The 20,163-nt window shown below is 59.1% G+C and carries 7 protein-coding genes; 4 read left to right on the top strand and 3 right to left on the bottom strand.

The window, feature by feature from the left end; translation table 11 throughout:
- Positions 1–100: 100 nt before the first annotated feature.
- Positions 101–3,088 carry an RHS repeat-associated core domain-containing protein gene (locus M5B43_RS06535; protein WP_248749317.1) on the top strand — a complete coding sequence of 996 codons (2,988 nt, stop codon included), beginning with the start codon at positions 101–103 and terminating at the stop codon, positions 3,086–3,088.
- A 39-nt stretch (positions 3,089–3,127) separates the two neighbouring features.
- Here M5B43_RS06535 and M5B43_RS06530 read toward each other — a convergent pair whose 3' ends face one another.
- From M5B43_RS06530 to M5B43_RS06520, 3 genes are read right to left on the bottom strand one after another with little or no spacing between them, the layout of a single operon-like run.
- Positions 3,128–7,702 (bottom strand): SpvB/TcaC N-terminal domain-containing protein, encoded by a 4,575-nt coding sequence (locus M5B43_RS06530; protein WP_248749316.1) that lies wholly within the window; start codon positions 7,700–7,702, stop codon positions 3,128–3,130.
- Entirely contained in the window at positions 7,699–12,522 is a 4,824-nt protein-coding gene (locus M5B43_RS06525; protein WP_248749315.1) for a neuraminidase-like domain-containing protein, read from the bottom strand. Before M5B43_RS06525 ends, M5B43_RS06530 begins: the two co-directional genes overlap by 4 nt.
- Before the next feature lie 44 nt (positions 12,523–12,566).
- The gene (locus M5B43_RS06520) at positions 12,567–15,344 is read right to left on the bottom strand and encodes a Tc toxin subunit A (RefSeq protein ID WP_248749314.1); all 2,778 of its coding nucleotides are present in this window, start codon (positions 15,342–15,344) and stop codon (positions 12,567–12,569) included.
- 194 nt (positions 15,345–15,538) lie between these two features.
- On the opposite strand from M5B43_RS06520, the gene M5B43_RS06515 reads away from it, so the two are divergent.
- The 3 genes from M5B43_RS06515 to M5B43_RS06505 all read left to right on the top strand — a co-directional run bounded on the left by M5B43_RS06515 (position 15,539) and on the right by M5B43_RS06505 (position 20,156).
- Positions 15,539–18,442, top strand: a complete 2,904-nt coding sequence (locus tag M5B43_RS06515; protein ID WP_248749313.1) for an RHS repeat-associated core domain-containing protein — start codon at positions 15,539–15,541, stop codon at positions 18,440–18,442.
- A gap of 133 nt (positions 18,443–18,575) precedes the next feature.
- Positions 18,576–19,517 (top strand): rhodanese-related sulfurtransferase, encoded by a 942-nt coding sequence (locus tag M5B43_RS06510; RefSeq protein WP_248749312.1) that lies wholly within the window; start codon positions 18,576–18,578, stop codon positions 19,515–19,517.
- Positions 19,518–19,520: 3 nt separating this feature from the next.
- Entirely contained in the window at positions 19,521–20,156 is a 636-nt protein-coding gene (locus M5B43_RS06505; RefSeq protein WP_248749311.1) for a DsbA family protein, read from the top strand.
- Positions 20,157–20,163: the final 7 nt, after the last annotated feature.

The raw sequence follows: 20,163 nt of genomic DNA, 5'->3' as shown, positions 1-20,163 counted from the left end.
CAGTACCCGGACACACAAAAACATCCTCCAGCACCACCTTTTTCAACCCCCTGTCCCTAGGCTTTCAGGACTACTTATTCAGCAATAAGGTCTTGAGGTCATGTCTGATTCCATCCATCGAAACACGCCGTCCCTGGTCGCAGTCGACCCGCGTGGGTTAATTGTTCGTAACATCGGTTACCACCGCTCCAGAGCGGAGGTTGAACCGCAAGTGCGCATTCATCGTCAGGTATTTGGCAGTACAGGCTTGATGATTGAACAATGGGACCCACGTTTGTTCCAGTTGTCACGCTCACAGCCCGACACCGACCCCAATCAACGCACGGTCTATAGCCTTGGCGGACAAGCGTTACGCACCGACAGCGTGGATGCCGGCTGGCGGCTGACGCTGATGGGGGAGGCCGGGCATTTACTGGAAGAGTGGGATGGGCGGGGCGCTCACCAGGCTCATCACTACGACCACTATCTGCGGCCGGTCGCGGTCTTCGAGCAGGCGGCCAGTGACGGGCAAGCGCTGTGCGTCGAGCGTCTTGCCTATGCTTCATCCTCGGATGAAGAAGCTGCGCTCAACCGCTGTGGCCGGGTGGTTCGCCACGATGACGGCGGCGGCTCGTTGTTCCACGAGCGGTATGGGCTGCACGCAGAAGTTGCTCGGCAAACCCGACGTTTCCGACAGGCGGATGCCGCGCTGGATTGGCCGCAGCTCGATGCACAACGCGAGGTGCGCCTGGAGCCCGAAAGGTTCCAGACAACCATTGGGTTTAACGCGCTGGGTGAGCGCCTGCATCACACGGACGCCAAGGGCAATCGCTTCGACTACACCTACGGCATTGACGGCCAACCGGCGAGTATCTTTGTGACGCCCAGGGACGGCGTGCGTACGCAGGTGCTGGGCCAGCGGCACTACAACGCAGCGGGTCAGGTGCTCAGCGAACGCGCCGGCAACGGCGTTGTGCGTGCCATGCACTACCGTGAATTCGATGGTCGCTTGCGGCAAATGACTGCCCATCTGCCCGCGCAACCGGGCGCAGCGCTGCAAGACCTGCGCTACGAGTATGACGGCGTTGGCAACGTCGTGCGGATCGATGACCTTGCCCAGCCGACGCAATGGTCCAGCAACACCCGAATCAGTTCGACCAGCCTTTACGAGTACGACACGTTATCGCAACTGACCAAGGCCACCGGCCGCGAAACCGCCGGCAACACTGGAGGCCCGGCGTTACCAGCGAGTGTGACGTTCGGCTCGACTGACGACAGCGTATGGCGTCGCTACACCCAGCGGTTCAGCTATGACGCCGCCGGAAATATGCTTGAGTTGCAACATGTACCCAGCAGCGGCACGGGCTTCACGCGGCATATGAGCGTGGCCGCGGGCAGCAATCATTTTTTGCCGCAGGCCGATGGCAAGACTGCGCCGGGGTTGGGCCAGGGCTTTGACCGCAACGGCAATCTGCAAGCGTTGGCAGGCGATCACAAGATGGACTGGGATGTGCGCAATCAACTGGTGCGCCTCACGCAGGTGCGGCGCGAGGGCGGCAACGACGATGAAGAACGTTACGCCTACGATGCCACGGGCCAGCGCATCCTCAAGCGCAGGGTCTCCCAGGCCCGGGGCGTGCTGCATAGGGCCGAGGTGCGCTACTTGCCGGGGCTGGAAATTCGGCATGACAGCGCAACGGGTGAGCAACTGAATGTACTCAACCTTGATGCCGGTACGACCACGGTGCGCGTCCTGCTGTGGGATCGCCACCCTTCGGGGGGGCGCCAGGACGCGCAGATCCGTTACGGCTTGTCGGACCACTTGGGCAGCAGCAGCCTGGAACTGGGCGAGCAGGCGCAACTGCTCAGCCAGGAAAGTTATTACCCCTACGGCGGTACTGCCTGGTGGGCGGCGAAGAATGCCAGCGAGGCGAGTTACAGGTTCATCCGTTACTCGGGCAAGGAGCGCGATGCCAGCGGGTTGTCTTACTACGGCTTCAGGTATTACGCGCCGTGGTTATGCCGATGGATCAGCCCGGACCCGATCGGCGATGCCGATGGTTTGAATCTGTACGCCATGGTTGGCGGTAATCCGGTTAGCAAGGTCGATGCGCAAGGGCTGGCTGCCACACCGGCTTTGGAGGAGTCGCAGGATAAACAAATACGCAGGCTTTCCATCAGCCGCAGGCTCGCGAATATAGGCAGGGTTATGCGCCCGAGAATACAACCGGCCTCGGCGGCAGCGATTCGCGATGGTTTATCCACCTATATCGCCAATGCAATCGCGACGGGCGTCGATCTGGCGGTCTTCAGTACCGTCCAGCCCACGGCACAACGCAACCAAATCTTGCGCCTTACCGTTGCGGTGCTGGATGCAGTGTCCACGGCACATATGAGCACCGGTATCGCCGGTAACTGGACGCGATATGCGCCACAGGTCGGTGCTATTTTTGCAAGTGCCGCGGGTATGGGGTATGCCATGCATGGCGACTCGATAGGTGATCAAGCCGAGCACAGCTGGGACCCGGTGGCGGTCCAGCGGTTGGGCGGACATGTGCGCGCGCTCTCCAGAGAACTGGTGCAGCAGGTCCTTCGTGGGCACGGTACCGGCATCTCCTGGGGCAGCACGCCCCTGCGCGGCAGGGTCACGCGTACCGCCGGAGCGACGGCCGCCTATGCCCTTGCTACCGTGGCCAACGCTGTTTATGGCGGGGAAGTGCCTGCGCTGATGCAACCCAATGTCTCACCTGCAATAGAAGCCTACGATGGGGCGATGGGAACGATGATGCGTGGCAGTCACCGGACCGCCGTCCACGATCCCCATGGCCAAACCGTGCAGTTGCCGGACCCTGTCGCGACGGTGCACGGTGGGCTGAGCAGAATGTTCAATCAGGTGTGGACGCACTGGGCCGCGTCCGGTGTCGAGGCATTGGCCGTTGCGCTGACGGGCCTGCCACAGGCCGCTCAAGGCCGGACCACTCGAACAATTGTCATGGCGGCCCGCGGCGTGATTGCATCATTGACCGAATGGCGCGGCTTTTTCGTAACGTTTGCCAGGCGCGGGTATACAACCTTGGCGTCGCGCTGGGGCGCAGCCCGGCGATCCTGACGAGAAGATGAATGGGCCGGCGCCGCGGCCCATGGTTCGTCAGTCAGTAGTTTGGCTTGCGTTCAGCTCTTCATGGGTATCGTTTTCATCCTCATTGACGGTGTACCAGGCCCAATAGGTGGTACGCCGCATAAATCCTCCTGCGGTCAGTGTCTTTGTCGGGCGCCCGAGAGGGTCGTAGAACTGTCGGTCGCTGTGGCCCAGCTCGCGCATGGAGTGATCATTGACGTAGGCGTGGCTGTTGGCGAAGTAGGGGCGGTAGACACGAATGACCAGGCCCTTGTTGTTGTATTCGACACGCTCGCTGACGCGCCAGCGGGGATCGGCTTGCACTTGGCGCAGCTGTTTCTTCAAGGTGGTGTTCGCACCCGGTAGCTCGTCGACCAACAGGTTGCCCGTGTCGTCGACCGCATGGGCCGGGCCTGGTTCGGTCTTCTGTTTGGTCTGCAATGCGCGGCCGAAGCCATCCCAGCAGGTCAGGGTCATGCGAACCTGTTGGTCGGCATCGCCGGGGTAGCGGTCGGCTTGCAACATGAGCCCATGTACCGGCGTACGGCTGGCCTTATCGATCAGCGCCTTGAGTTGTTTTGCACTGTCACTGAGGGGCTGGTGACCACCCCTCAGGCGCGCTCGCGCGCTCATGCGGATATGCCCGCTGGGGAGCAGATAGTCCTTGGTGATCCATTCAGGCTTGACCAGGGCCAAGTCGATGCTGCCCATCCAACTGAACGGAGCGTAGCAGTGCGCGCTGGCCATGTCTTGCAACACGCTTTGCGCCTGTTCGATGGCCAATGCGGGCGTTACATTTTTGCGCGGGCGATAGCTTTCCAGGGCGGCGAAGCCCACTCTGAGGCCTTGTTCGTGGCCATAAAAGGTGTTGGCGAGCAACTGCCCAAAACCGTCATAAAGCGCTTCTTGAAGAGTGCCATTGGGGTCGACAATTTTTGTCGGCAGCAGCAATCGATAGTCGTATTCGGCCTTGGTCACACAACCGTCGGGCGTTTTTACGCGCACGGTTTGCAACGTGTAGGGGTCATAGGTGAGCGTTGTTTCGCCATGGGCCTCGGTGGCCCGCAGCGCCCTTATCCGATAAAACTGGGTGGCCTTGCCATAGCGGGGGAAGTGCCGGCGAATCGACCACAGGCGATTTTCCTTGGGCGGCACCTCGCCGTCGAATAGAAAAAACAGCTCCATGGTGTGATAGCCGCTGTCGGTGAGCTTTTGTACCAGGTCCACCTTGGGTTGGTTGGGCATGGCCGGAATGTCGTTGTAGACATTCAGGGCCTGGTCATCCAGCTCGGCGGTTTCCAGGTAATCGACCAATGCCTGGGCAGTGGCGACGCCGGGCTCCAGGGTTTTGCCGAGGCTACCGGCCAGCCGGTAGCGCTGCACCGACAAGCCGCTCAGTGTGCGCTTGGCCCCTGCGACCAATGGCCCGTCGCGGGTGTCGATGAACAACTCATAGGCGATACGCGCAGGGTCCAGCCCGCCAGACGCCGGCGCCTTGCCGAGCACCAGGGCGTTGTCTCGTTGGCGGTAGGGCAAGGCCAGGCACCACTGCTGTGCGTCGTCCAGATGAATGGGCTGTGCCAGCGTTTCGCTCAGGTAATAGAACTGTTGCGCGTTGTCATGGGTATCGCGCCACCAGCGCTGCTGGTGCTCGTCCACCAGCACGGTGGGCGGAGGGCTGTCGGCGGTGGTACGGCGGGCATAATGCAGGGTCACGCCATGCACCAGGTAACCATAGGCATCCCAGCGCAGATTGATCTGGTGCTGGCAGACGGGATCGTTTTCCACGCCTTCATATTGATAGCTGATCGACTCCAGGGCTAATGGCAGCAACCGGGTGTAGGGCGTATGGACACTGGCCGGCGCCAGTTCACGGACCAGATACCGCTGGTGTTGGACCGAGTAGGGCACGACGTCTTGCGCCGGGTCCGCCGCCAGCACTTCGACCCGCAGCACCCTGCCACTGAGTGCACGGGACACCTCGCGTGCCAGCGCCGGTGCGGGGTCGCTGATCAAGTCGTCATGATGATCCAGCGGTTGTGCCCCAGCTGTCCCCCTGTAGCGGCTGACCAGCGTGCGGCCGAGAGCCTTGGCGTTCGGGTCGTGAGTGCTCTGGCCGAGGCAGGGCATGTCAAGGGATCGCCCGGTATGAAACCAGGTTTTGCTGAGCACGGGTGCGCTGGAACCTGGCGCGTGGGGGGCGTCCTTGCGGCTGTCGGTGTCGGTTTGCAGCAACAGCCCAAAGCCATGAAACTTGCGGTCCACGCGGTCGTAATAAGCCTGACGATAGCTCACGCGCTGGGTCAACTGATTGCCGGTAATCTCGTCCCGTTGGGCTTGTTGGCTGACCAGCAGCAGCGCAAAGGGTAACTGGCTGATCGCAGGCTGGCCCTTGGCATGCAGCTCGCGTTTTTCGTCCAGCCACTCCTGAGCGCTGCTGCGATATTTGATCGCCGCCTGGGCGCCCATGTTGTTGTCGGTGCGCATGAGCAGCCAGGGCTTTTGGGTGAAAAAATCGTAACGCCAGTGTATGGGGGTCTGGTGGGCGGCGGTCAGGATCAGGCTAGGGCAGCCCAGGCCGCCCACATCGACGACGTTGACCTGACAGTGGTCGTCATACCGCACACCCTCTGGCCACGGGACTTTGATCGCATCCGCCTCGAAGCCATTGCCGCTTTTATTGAGGAAAATACACAGGTGAGCGGCGCTCAAATACAGCAAGTCCGTAGCGCCACCTCCATTCAGGTCGACGAGCAGTACATTGGATGCCTTGAACACTTCATAACGGAACGGCAACGTGGCCAACACAAACCCTTGGGCAAAGCGTCCTCGACCCAGGTTCGGCCAACATTTCACTTCGTTATGCCGGATACGCACCAGATGCTGTTGGCCCGTGGCGAGTACATCGCTGAATGCCACCAGTTCGTTGGGCGAGGCGGAAACGATCGGCAAGACGTCATCGAGCGTATGAGGCACCTCAATGGCGGGTTCGAAGCCTTTTTTTCGGCGATTGGCATACAGGCGCACGCTACGGGGGCCGATCATGGCAAGGTCAGGACGTCCCGTCCCCATCAAGTCGGCGAGTATTCCCTGGGGATGGAAAAATTCCGACGGGAGCGCATCGAACGGCGTGAAGGTTGACCAGTTGCGCTGTTCGTCCAGGCTGAAAAAGCCGCTCATTCCTGGGTGGGCAACCAGCCAGTCCAGACGGCCATCGTTGTCCACATCGGCCAGCGCCTGGTGGATGGGCCGGGTGCTGTCGGCGACCGGCACCCGCGCCAACTCCTGGGCCGCGCCGTAAATCACCTCGTCGCTGGTTTGCGTGTTTTGCGGCCTGAGCGGTTCGCGGTAGTACCAACTCTTGTCAGCGCGATACAACACGCCGGGTATGCCTTCGCCATACAGATCGACCAGTTGATAGCGATCGCTGTCATGCAGCCCGGGCAGCGAACTGAAGGGCTTATAGCCGCTCTTGTCCACCTTCAGCTGGCTCGATTGGTAAAAACACTCCAGCGGCGGGCGGCTCACGCTATTGCCCGAGCTGTCGAAGGCCTGCTCATGGACCCCAATCAACAGGCTGACATGGTTGGGCGCGCGGTATTCCAGCAGCAGACGGTTGACCAGCACCGGGTCGGCGCCCATCGGCACTTCCTTGGGGAAGTGGTGAAACATCAGAATCTGGTTGCAACAGCGCAGGGTGCGTAGCTCGAAGCCGAACGAAAAATCCGAGCGGGGATCGGGTCGTGTCGGCCACTCCCGGATTTTCTGATACGTCGGCCGCTTATCCAGCTCAAGGTCACGCTCGCCATAGTCAAAGAGCAACTGAAAGTGCCAGCCCATGCCCGGCTCATCGTCGGTCTGCCAGAGGTAGAGCTGTTCCTGCTCCTTGGCGGTGAAGTTGCCGTAGCAGACGCGCTCCAGGTAACGCTGGGCTCGACAGTCCCTCGGGTAGCGTGAGGGATCCGTTTCTTTTTTGTAGTGATAATAAATGTGTTCGCCGTGGGTATTCAGGCTTTCCTGCAACAACCATTGCGCCACATGGTGCGGGTGGTCCGGATCGGCGATTCGGGCCAATGGGGTCTTCCCGTAAAAGTGCTGACTGCCATCGGCACTTTGTATCAACCAGAAGCCTGCCGTATCGGTTGCCGAGTGCCAGTGCTCGATACGGTCGAAGTGGCTCTCGATCCTGGGAAAATACCGGGTGGCCGTGTAGGCGGTGGTCAGTGGCAAACCATTGAAAGAAGTCGTGGAACGGCTGACGAGCGCACCTTCGGCGTCGCGTTCGGGTAGCCATATTTGCGCGTCGGGACCCACCAGTACGTCGTGCTCCGTGTAGGCCGGCACGCCATGGGAGGTACGCCGGCTGACGGCCGGCAGGGGTACCCCCCAACCCAGTCCGAAGGGGCCGTTACCCGCGCCGCTGTGGTAGGCCAGCGACATGGCTGGCGCGTAGCCGCGCGCGGGAGAGATCGGCAAGGGAATTTCAAAGCTTGCCGTACCACTGGAGCCGATATCGCCCCAGCCCTTTCCGGTGCCTTGAATGGCACCGCCGCCTTTGGGCAGGGCCGGGGTGTTGACCTGGAGGTTGAGCGTATCGTCGTTCATGCCTTGCCCCCGCTGACAGTTGGGACCCTGGCGGTGTAACGCAGGTGAATGACGATATCGTTGATCGATTCGAGCATGGCTGTTTGCTGGGTATGATTGGGGAATTCCAAGGTCCAGTTGGAGATGGCCCCGGTGTATTCGAAGGGCAAGTAGCGATCGTTGCTCTCGAAGTTGAGGGTGAACAGGCCGTTGTCATCCAGCCCGGTGGACAGTGCGATTTGCTGATGGGCACGCATGTCACGGCGCCGCACGCCTTCAGGCAATACGATTTCGTTGTGGGTCTGGGTCAGTATCGCCTTAATGTCCTCATAGGGGCCTAGCGTCGCGGGCAACGACACGCTGATGCCTTTTATTCGCCGCAGGATGTGGTTGGGGTAGTCCTCTTCAAACAGCGCCTCGGATAACTTGAAGCACAGCGTGCCGTTATCGACCAGTTGTTGTTTGTGCTCGGCCCACGTGTTTTGCGTACTCGATGATTGAGTGCCGGTTGGGGGCGTGGTGACTTTGCAATCGACCATGCGATGACGCAGGGAGAGGGTCTTGACGATCTCCAGGTCCCGGACGTTACGGTTCAAATAGGCCGTATTCATCTTCAACAGCGACAGCTTCAGGGCCTCACCCGCCAGGTAACCGCGGTAGTTGTTGTTCCAGGCTCCGGGCTGGATAAACGTGGTTGCATAGTCTGCGACTTCGTACTGCCAGCACGCTTGTGCGGTGCGGCACAGGGAAAGGCTCAGTTCATACACTTGGTAGTAGAACTTGCTCAGTTGTACATTGAGCCAGTCATACAGTTGTGCCCTGGTAAAACGCTTGGCCAGCAATTGGTAGTTCGACCAGGCCTGGGCCAGGGAGGTCTCGGCCAGGCGTAATTGCAGGCGCGTGGCTTTTTCCTGCTCGGCATAGGCTTGTAACTGGGCATCGACCTGGGCCAGTTCGAGTCGGGCCTGATCCTGGGCATGCGCCCATTCTTGCTCCCGACGGTTGAATTGCTCGGAACGGTCCAGGTCTGCGGCAGTGCCGCGCAACGCCGTCGCGACGCCTTGGGCCAAGGCTTGGGCTGCATAAAACGGGCCTTCCCAGCGCGACCCGCCGGTACTCGTACCGAAGATGTTCGGCGCTATCATCGCGATGCCGGCCCCTGCGGCGGCGGCGGAACCTGCGGTCTCGAATCCGCTACTGATCAGGTAGAGTTGGCCTGCGTGCGCTTCTGCGGGGCTGATGCCTTCGGTGAGCAGGTGTTCGTAGTGGCGCATCCGGGATTCGATCATGCTCCGACTGGCACCGAGTGCCTGGCGGTTTTTCTCGTCGAGCAACAATGCCTGGTGTTGTTGGGTGACGACGATATTGGCCAAGTCCCAGGCTTGTTGTTGCTGCAACTCCAGGTATTCACCCTGTTCCTTGCGCTCGATCAGGCTCAGCATCGTGTTGCCGAATTGAATCACCGCCTCGGTTGCCGTGAGTGCGTGCCCCAGCATGATCTGGAAGCGATAATGACCGACTTGCGCCTCAATGAACGGCGTCGCGCCGCCTTCGCCGAAGGCTCCGCTGCTGCGGCTGGCCAACAGTTTGAGCGGTGAAAGCGGGGTTGCGTACAGCGACAGGCGCAAGGGTATGCCGGTGATGTCGAGATTGTGCCGCAGGTTATGCAGGCGACTTTCTAGCTTGTCCCAGCGCGTTACCAGCTCGGTATTGAAGGGCAGGCACAGATTATCGGTGTCTGTGAGCGAAGCCACTGCGGAGCCTTCGGTCGCAGTGTTGACATTGATTGGTGGGTTTTCTTGCTCCAGTTTTCCCAGGGTTTTAGAGTGCGTCGTCGTCAACTTTTCAAGGGTGATTTCATCCCACGGTTCAGTGGTGGTGACGCGGGGGCGTGGCCCGAGAAAGCGATTGGCTCGTGTGTACCAGAGTTTGGCTTGGGTCAGGCTGTCGGGGGTGAGCTGCCGATAGGCTGCATCGCCACGATTGAGCAGTATATCGAGATAAAACAGGTAGATTGCTTTGCGAAAATGCACCGGTGAGCGAATCGCCAGCTTGTGTGGGTCGTGGGTGACTGAACCGGGGAGCGGCCCCGTACGAACGAGCTCGTCGAACCCCCAAAATGCAGGGCGCTCGCTGGCCTTATCGGCCAACCGCCCTGGGTGGAAGAGGTGGTTGAGCCAGGCTTGGGCTTCGACATACTGTTGCTCCTGATTCAGGCGGTGGGCAACCAGCCAGGGCACGTACAGGAACAGCTCCCAGAAGTACTTGCCGTGAGCCCCGTTAAAGTCAATGTCCTCTGCTGCTCCACCTGGCGTGAGTGGAGGTTCTTGCCACGTTTTGGGGGTTAACGAGAACAAATGCTCAAGGCTGACATTGGCCTCCTTGACCAGCTTGCCGGCAAAACAGGTATTCATGCGAAGGCGGGGGAGCGTGTCGGCAGGCGGGGTGGAGGTGCTCGTTGGGAAATCAATAAATTCGGCAGTGCCGAGTGTTTCCGATGTCTGTCTTTTGATCATCGGCGCCAGTTGTTGATGGAGTGTTGTGCCTGAGGTGGAAGGGGCCAACGTCAAGGTGGTCGCTTTCAGGGCATAGCCGAGAATTGTCGAGTCGCCTTCTTTGGCGGGCTCAAGCGTCATCACCCCGTGTATCAGGGTGATACCCGACGTTATTTCCTCCGTGGTCACCGGAATACGCGCCGTGACCCGATGCCCGGCGGTTAATTCGGGATTTGATCCGGTGAGGCTTTCGTGGGCAGTGTCCTGATAGTTGATGATTTGATGGGAGTTGGCATTGATTTTTTCGGTGAATGGATAGTCTTTAAAGTTGGCTCTCATAATGACGTGCTTATAGGCACGTAAAGGAGAGGTGCTCACGTTGGGCTTTTTGATGGTCAACGTACTTTGTGCGTGCAACGACGTCTTTTTCTCCTCGCCTGGGTATTTGCTGTAGCGGTCAAGGGTGATCTGGATGGAGTTTGTTGTACTGGTGTATAAGCTGATGAACGCATTCTTGTCGATATAATGATTTGCCAGCGAGATGGTGTCTTTCTCCACTGCTTTGGGCTGAGCGTTAATGAGTAACCCGTTCTCGATATGGACAGCGTTGGGGAACTCGTCATGCGTGGCCGTGTTTTTAAAATAAAGAGCGTAAAAATCAGTTTTTAATGAGTCAGTTGGGCCGGTAATTTTAGAATCACTGGTCAGTTTAAGCTGAGTGGCTTTCGGATCATCCAGTGCGTCGTCTACGGTCAGTGTGATGCTAATATTCTTAGGCGCTACTTTTGTTAAGGTGACGCTGTACGATTGCCGGAAATGTTTATTGAGGGTGGAAGTAAATACGAGTTCATGGGTGCTTGAATCAAAAGAGACGTCACGGTCTACTGGTTTTTTTATGCTTTCTCGCTTGGCTTCAAAGTTCCAATGGGGGTTGTTTTCGGTAATCGTTTCTTCTGTGGGAGAAATCGAGTGCTTGTTTGGGGGCGTGACCTTGAACTGCAAGTTATCTTGGTTTTTATGAGCAAAGAACGTGAGGTATTGCCGAGCGGTGTCAGGCAGCAATTCACTGTAGTACCCACTCACGCTTTGATCTTCGCCTTGAACGACAGCCTGCACTTTTTTCTTCTGCGACGGATCGAAGTGTTCCAGCAGCCGGTTTATCTCTTCCTCCACCTGTGAGCCGGGCAGTACGCTGTAGCGCTCGGGGCTGCCGCCATCGGCGACGGTGGTGATATTGAAGGACTGATCGAGGTGGACAGCCTGGAAAAATTTGCCAATAAAACTCTCCTGCTGTTTGGGGTCTTTACGGCTGGTGGCAAGCACACTTAAGAACAGTACAGGGGGGCCGTTACTGTCGACGATAGCCACCGTCTGCGTAATGGTTTTCAGAAAGGCAGAGGTCAATGCGTTGACGTCTTCGGTGGCACAGTGCTCCTCAATGCAGGCTTTGGGTGCGCTCCAACTGCCATCGTGCTTTTTATAAGAAAAATTGAGGCGAAACTTGACGTAGCGGCTGTTGATCCATTCGGTCAGCTGTTTTTTTTCCTCTGAATGGGTTTGCGCCGGTGGGCCGGAACTGGTGGGGGCGGGTTTGATGCATTCGGCCCAGATGAAAAATAGCCGGTTATTGAAATACACCGGCCGGATACTTTGCTCGGCGGTGGCGTCGGAGACCGACAAGTTGATGCTCTCCCAGTCTGACCAGGCATCCTGGAAAAGTACCGCGCCTGTGCGCTTGGACAGGTCGAGGGAGCGCCAGTAATAGGTGTTTGCGGAGCTCGATTTACCGACGAAGTAATAGGTGCCGCTATACAGGTTGCTGGCGTCGGCGTCGATGTAACCGTTGATCGTGCGTATGTTGGCGGTTTCCTCGAACCTGGCCAGGTAATTGTTAACCGCCGTGCTGACGGTATCTGCTTGAATTCGGTACTGGCTCAGGTCGTTTTCCAACTGCTCAAAGCTGTCGGTTTTGTCGCGCCGTAATGTCGGGTCCAAGTAATTGGCGGGGTGATAGTGCAACTGCTGGTTGGCGTTCCAGAGTGCGTAGGTGTGTAATTGTTCGCGCCATAACGTGTCCTGTGGCGCGGTCATGCCCTGCTTTTCATAACCCGGTTCCAGGCCTAGCTGGATACGCGTGATGTACTGCTGCAGGCTGGAGATGGCACAGGCTACCGGGCTGGTCGGTACGGTTTGGCTGACTTGTACGTCGAGCAGCCAGTATTCGTAAAGGTCGTCGGCCTGGGTGATCTTTCCCTTTAAGTCGGTAGGTACCCTGTAGGTCAGGTAGTACGCGAGCATGGCGTCGCGCAGGCTTTCATTGAGCTGTTGATTAAGCGAGTGAGACATGATCAGTCCTTGAGCAGGTCGAATGTGAGTAGGGTGTGAATGGGTTATGGATACGCACTTGTGACCGCCTCACCGACGCTCTTCCAGTCAGCAAACGTGGAGTCGGTTTTCAGTTCGCTGGCTTTAATCAGCATGTTGGCAGGCAGGCCTGTGTCGATGCTGGCTTGGCGGCAGCGCAGCACCCAGTCCAGGCGGTTCATTGAGGTAATGCGTGGAGGTTTCAGTTGGCTGCTGAAGACATCGATTTCACTGGCACTCCAGCCTAAAAGTTGAGCGAGACGCTCATTGGTTTCTTCACTGGTGTTCTGCGCAGCGCCGTAGGGCAGGGCATTGGCGTGTTCGAAGTAGTTGAGCAGCTGCTCTTCCGTTAGGCCGCAGTGGTGGATGCAATGTTTGAACTGCTGCATGAGGTAGAGGTTGTACGGGGTCAGTTCAAGCAGCGAAGACACCTTGTACTGACTCGTGAGCCAGTGCGGATTGACCAGGAACTGGTGAAGTGCTTGTGGGCTGAGGGGCAGTTGCAGAATATCGGCGGCGTGAGGTAACTGCAGTATCAGATAACTGAGGGTTTGCAGCGGCGCAGCAGCGGGGGCATATAAACGCAGGAAATGCTGGTCATTGTCGTATTTTTGATAGCCGTTGGTACTGCTTGGCGCATGGAGGACGGTTTGGGTGATTGCTTTAAGGCGTAGATATAAAGCCCACAACTCATCACGCACCGTGCTCAACAGTTTGTTGAGCGCAAGCTTCGCTGGGTCGAGCAACGGTGGCGTACGCGCAGGCATAGTGCTGATTTGAACGGAAGAGAGCACTTGATCGAGCGCTGTCTCGATGCTGTTACTGGGACGCATCCGTTGCAGCGCCGTATAGGCCACAGCTTCCCAGTCAATGGTGGGCAAACGAACGGCTTCGTCAGTGGGTTGCTGGGGAAGATCAAGCAGTTGCAACGCTTTGGAAAGAGACGCTTGGTTATAGCTGGCGAACTCCTTCAGTAGCTGATTGATGATCGGGTCCTGGACCTGGCGATCCAGCAATAGCTGGCGTCTGAGCAGCGCCAGGCTGCTGCCGTTTTCTTTAAACCAACGGCTGGCCCACTCCAGATGCATGAGCATATCGAGAAAGTCAGCCGTGCCTTTCGGTTTGTTGCGTAGCGTTGGGTTGCGCAACTGCATGAGAAAGTTCGCATTCCCGAGCATTTGCACCAACTGTCGGCATTCCACGACCGATACGCCAAACAGGCGAGCGATTCTCGCTTGTCGATAGATCTCGCTGACCGTCTCGATCGTACGGGTTGCAGGCGTGTTGGGGTTGATCAGTAGTTGAAGCGAATCCTGGGTGTCTTGCAGGCCCAACCCAGCGCAGAGCTGTTGCCGGGTGGTATTGTCGAACGTAGCGCTGTCCAGATACAGGGGGGGCAGGGCGGAACCCGTGCGATTGAAGACCTGGTCGAACAATGACACGCGGTCGCCTGAGGCATGAACGGGTAACTGATGAAGCCAGGCAGCAAACTCTTCGGCTTGCAACGTGTAGCGTTTGCTCAAATAGCAAAAGACCCCCAGCGCCCGGAGGGTGTTATGGGTGATCAGCAGCGTGCTGTTGCGATGCCCTTCGCAGCGCATGGCGCTGACGATCAGGGTGTCCAATTGCGCGAAAGGCAGGCCGAGCCAGCGCTGTAGACGAATCATGCGTTGCAGCCTGTCGAAGCGCTCAAGGCTAACGTTGGTCAGCTGGGCGTTGTCCAGGCTGATAGCGGGTGTGGTTGTGCCGTTGACGTAGCACGCCCCGTAGGTGAGGCCGGTTATTTGCTTGCAGTTAGGCGATTGGCGTGGTGACTGAGTCTGTTGTGCAAGCAGTGCCTGCAACTGGTCGGCATCCAGTTGTGTCTGGCTCAGAAAGTCAGTGAGTTTTACCGGTCCGATCAGATCAGTCTTCCAGTTGTAATAGGTGTGATAGAACGCTTTCGCACCCGCTTCGGCTACCCAGCTACTTTTCAGCAGGGTCTGTTGTTGAGGGCTCAACCCCGATAGCTGAGGTTGAACCTCGTTGTTCTGTTCGCCGACCTGCCCGTAAGTGCTGGTTTCTCCCGTCAGAGGCAACTGGCGACTGATGCGATAGTTCAACTCACCCAGCGCCGGCTTGTCGCCCGACAGGCCCTGTTGGCATTGCTGATGGTGGAAGTGATAGGGCAGAGAAAACGGATACCAGGTTTCACTCAGCACCTTATAGGTATCGTCTTCTTTGGCCGGCGCGATATTTTTGAGCAAGATCTGGTTGACGATCGACAACATGGGAACCTGGCCCGAAACGCTATGTTGGTTGATCACCAGGTCTTTCAGTTCCGGGCGTCGCTGCGACAGCTTGAGCGCATTTGCGTCCTTGGTATTTTCTTCCAGCAGCAGGGCGAACAAATAGAGCGCCCGCAGGTAGGCCGTCGGCGAATCGACCGCTGCAATCGACGAACTGGAGCAGAACTGGTCCCATTTTTCCTGGAACAAGGCCTGGTAGGTTGCGCTGGTCTCGGGGGGGATACTGCGTTTATTGCGCGGTGAAGAAGGGGGGGACGAGACTTGCTGTTCGCGAAATAACGTTTCCAGTTGCGCGGCGGCGCTCTGGGCCTTGAGGTACACCGTGTGGGCATCGTCATCGTTGTACGTTGCCAGTTGCTCGGCAAAGGCCCGTTCGGACAAGCGCACGATGTCCAACACCGAGTTGAGGTTGAGGCGCCTCAGGGCGGTCTTGAAATCGTCCCGACCGGGGGCGGGAGGGCGTGAGTGATCAATCAGTTGAGCGAGCAAGGGGCTGCTGTCGGTTTGCATATTCATACGTTCCTTCACGCCCGCCGATGGGGCCGGCGGGCAATGAAAAACGCTATCACGCAGGTTGACGGGGTCAGGTATAGGTATTTACAGGCATCGTCGGCGCCCGCCGGTTGAGGCGTCCATACATCGATACCACCTCTGCCCGGGACATGAACCCTAGGCTTTTCTGATCATCGTGCAATTAAGGTCATGTGATCATGTCTGCTTCACTTCATCGCAATACGCCCTCGCTTGTGGCATTCGACCCCCGTGGGTTGACGGTCCGCAGCGTCGCTTATTTGCGCGTTACCCCCCAGGCTGCGCCGACGGCCCGTGTCAGGCGTCAAGTCTATGGGGCCAGCGGCCTGATGCTTGAGCAGTGGGACCCTCGCCTGCATACCCTTGAATCGCGCGAACCATTGACCGAGGCGAATCAGGTGTCGGTGTACAGCCTGTCCGGTACGCTGATCCGCAACCACGATGTGGACGCCGGCATGCGGCTGATGTTGACGGCGCCCTCCGGGCAACTGGAGCATGCCTGGGATGGGCGAGGGGCTTATCAGCGCCACGACTACGATGCTTTGCAGCGTCCGGTGGCGGTGTTCGAACAAGCGGCCAACGAAGAGCGACCCCGCTGTGTCGAACGTCTGGTATATGCCACGCCAACGCCTGAACACTGCGCCCTTAACCGCGGTGGCCGTCTGGTGTGCCATGCCGACCCGGCCGGCACCCAGGTGTTCGAAGCGTATGGGATGAGCGGGCAAGTGCTTCGTCAAACGCGGCGGTTTCGCGAGGCGCCGGGCGATGTTGACTGGCCGCTTGCCCAGGCCGATCAGGACCAGCAGTTGGACGGCGAGCGTTACACCACTCGCTGGACATTTGATGCCCTCGGCGGCACGTTGGAACAGGTCGATGCCAAGGGCAATGGTCGGCAGTTTGCCTATGGGCTGGACGGGCAGACGAAACATATTCACCTCGCCCTGAAAAGTGGCGCGCGCAAAACCGTGATAGAGCGCTACGTCTATAATGCCGCCGGTCAGGTGGAGACGGCCCGGTTGGGCAATGGCGTGAGCAGTCTGGCCGCCCATCGGGCCGAAGATGGTCGTATGAGCCGGTTGATGGCGTACCGCAAAAATGAGCCGGCGGTGCCGTTACAGGATCTGCATTACGACTATGATCCCGTGGGAAATGTTTCGAAGTTGCGGGATCAGGCGCAACCGACGCAATGGCACCACAACACGCAAGTGAATGCTTGCTATCGCTATCAATACGACTCGCTGTACCAACTGACCCAGGCGACCGGCCGGGAAAGTACCGCCGCCGCCATCACCCCAGCACTGCCCGCGCGTATTTCGTTCGGCTCGACCGATGCCGGCTTATGGCGCAACTACACCCAGCACTATGCCTATGACGAGGGGGGCAACCTGACCCGGTTGCGGCATGTGCCGTCCAGTGGCGTCGGTTACACGCGCGACATGCAGGTCGCCAGTGGCAGTAATCGCGCGTTGTCTAGCGAGCATCCGGTTGGCGAATTGGCGCAGGGTTTTGATGCCAATGGCAATCAGCAACGGCTGGGGCGTGGTGTAGCGATGGCGTGGAACGTACGTAATCAGTTGTCCAAGGTCACGTCGGTGGTGCGTGAGGGCGCTGACTCGGATGAAGAAACTTATGTGTATGCAGGCGACGGCCAGCGTGCGCTCAAGCTCACTCACCAGCAGGTTGCCGGCAGTCGACAAACGGCGCGTGTCTATTACCTGCCAGGCCTGGAAATTCGCCAGCGACCATTGCGTCGGTTGAATGTGTTGCGCCTTGACGTAGCGCGCTGCACGGTGGAGGTCTTGCAATGGGAGTTGGGACTTGATGACGGGGCTGACGATGAGACCCTGCGCTTTTGCCTGACCGATCAGCAGTCGAGTCAGGGGCTGGAGTTGGGCGAACAGGCCGAGTTATTGAGTCAGGAGAGTTATTTTCCGTATGGGGGGACGGCGTGGTGGGCATCGCGCAACGCGGTGGAGAGCAGCTACAAAACCCGCCGATATTCAGGCAAGGAGCGTGACGGCAGCGGTTTGTATTACTACGGTTACCGCTACTACGCCCCATGGTTGCAGCGCTGGATAAACCCCGACCCTGCAGGGGGCGCGCAGCTGAATCCTTATCTCATGGCGTTTAACAACCCGGTCACGTTCGTTGATTCAATGGGGTTGCAGCCTACCGACATGGAACATCCTCAGATACAGGACGATCTCATACTCATCCTGGTTCTGGCCTTGCTGGGCCTGGGGGCGGGAGCGCTGCTGGGCGATGCGAGGGCGGGGGCTGCCGTGGGGGCTCTGGTGGGCGGCGTACTGTTTGGTGCCCGCCGCTTCATTATCTATCAAGGCCAGCAGCCGCAGGCCCTGGCCAGCGCAGCGCAACAACAGGAAGAACACTTCGCCAGGGCCGTTTCGGAGACGGCGATCGCTGCGGCGGAAGAAGCGGGGCTGAGTCACGAAGAAACGGAGCGGCTGGTGAATTTTGCCTATGCGCGCCGTCATGGTGAAGAAGGCATTACCCTTATGGTCCATCGGCGTCAGGGGACCCTCCGTGGCTACGTGGGGCCTGTGGACGAGTCGGGAGACATCGAACGCGCCCTGGGGGCGAATCGTAACCCGATGCCTGAGTTGAAACGCATGGGCTATGGCGCGATAGTGCTGCGAAGCCCGGGACGTGAGTCCGCTGCCGCGAGCGGTCAGCAGGCGGGGCCAAGCGCGTTCGAGGTCGGGGTGACGACACAGGTGGCGGGTTCAAGTCGCGCACGCGGTGGTCGGCAAGCCCTGGCGCAGGTGCCGTTGGTGGCGCCGACGGCTGCGAGAGCCGCGGCCCCGCAGATGGAGTTCGATACCGCGAGGCTTGTAGATACCCAGCTATCGGGCCGCGAGCGCCGCAGTATTGCCCTTACCCTCAGCCACTTGCGTGAAGGGCGGTTCGGCGCGGTTCATTGGCATGCTCACAGAGACCAACTGTGGTCCGCTGATTTGCATGGCTACGCCTCTTCTCGCGGGCGTGGTGCCTATCGTTTGATGTTCAGCCATCTCGGCGGCCAGCGGTACCGAGTGGAAGGGGTACGTAACCCACACCGCTGAGGACCTATCAGCGGCTGCATGCCGATGCGGTGGCGGCGTGGTTTTGCTAGAATGCGCGCCGCGTCGCCTTGGTCGACGCCTTTTTTGCATCCGGTTCACCCCTTACGAGGGTAGCCACCTGGAGAGAACACCCATGACTCAACCGATTGTCGTGGCGGCACTGTATAAGTTCGTCACCCTCGAAGATTACGTCGCCCTGCGCGAGCCCCTGTTGCAGGCGATGGTCGACAACGGCATCAAAGGCACCTTGCTGATCGCCGAAGAAGGCATCAACGGCACCGTTTCCGGCAGCCGCGAAGGCATTGATGGCCTGATGGCCTGGCTGAAAAAAGACCCACGCATGGTCGATATCGACCATAAAGAGTCCTACTGCGACGACCAGCCGTTCTACCGCACCAAGGTCAAGCTCAAGAAAGAGATCGTGACCCTGGGCGTCGAAGGCGTCGACCCGAACAAAAAGGTCGGCACCTACGTCGACCCGCAGGACTGGAACGCGCTGATCAGTGACCCTGAAGTGCTGTTGATCGACACCCGTAACGACTACGAAGTGTCCATTGGTACCTTTGAAGGTGCGATCGACCCGAAAACCACCAGTTTTCGCGAATTTCCCGACTACATCAAAGCCAATTTCGATCCGGCCAAGCACAAGAAGGTCGCCATGTTCTGCACCGGCGGCATTCGGTGCGAGAAGGCCTCGAGCTACATGCTCAGCGAAGGTTTCGATGAGGTCTACCACCTCAAGGGCGGCATCCTGAAGTACCTCGAAGAGGTGCCCCAGGAAGAAACCAAATGGCAGGGTGACTGCTTTGTGTTCGACAACCGCGTGACCGTGCGCCACGACTTGAGCGAAGGCGACTACGATCAATGTCATGCCTGCCGCACACCGGTGAGCGTAGAAGACCGCGCGTCCGAGCACTATGTGGCCGGCATCAGTTGCCCCCATTGCTGGGATAAGCTGCCAGAGAAGACCCGTCGTAGCGCGATTGACCGGCAGAAACAGATCGAGCTGGCCAGGGCCCGCAATATGCCGCATCCGATTGGCTTCAACTACAAGCAAACTCCTTCCGAGGCCTGAACCATGTCTGCGCGCCTGCTCTATGTAATGGATCCGATGTGTTCCTGGTGCTGGGGCTTTGCCCCGGTGGCGCAGGCGCTGGTTGAGCAGGCCCAGGCGGCCGGCGTGGACGTGCACCTGGTGGTGGGCGGCTTGCGCACCGGTAGCGGCGCGGCGTTGGAGCCGACTACCCGGCGTTATATCCTTGAACACTGGCAGGCGGTTACCGACGCGACGGGCCAGCCGTTCAAGCGTGAAGGCGCATTGCCCGACGGTTTTGTCTATGACACCGAGCCCGCATGCCGCGCCATCGTCACGGCGCGCAGCTTGGCGCCGGATTGCGCATGGACGCTGCTGGGGCTGATCCAGCGCGCGTTTTATGTCGAGGGGCGCGATGTGACCCTTGCCAACGTGCTGGTGGAGTTGGCCGAAGAGGCGGGCATACCGCGTATCGAGTTTGCCGGTGCCTTCGACCGCGCCGAGCAGCACGCGGCGACGGCCGCCGATTTCACCTGGGTACAGGATCTGGGCATCGCCGGCTTTCCGACCTTGCTGGCCGAGCGCAAGGGCCAACTGGCGTTGCTGACCAACGGCTACCAGCCGCTGTCCGAGCTATCGCCGTTGCTCGCCCGCTGGCTGGAGCGAGCCGCCTGTGTATGACCCGCCA

The sequence above is a fragment of the Pseudomonas sp. MWU15-20650 genome (assembly GCF_023242475.1).
Taxonomy (GTDB): Bacteria; Pseudomonadota; Gammaproteobacteria; order Pseudomonadales; family Pseudomonadaceae; genus Aquipseudomonas.
This window is presented reverse-complemented; position numbering and strand designations above follow the sequence as displayed.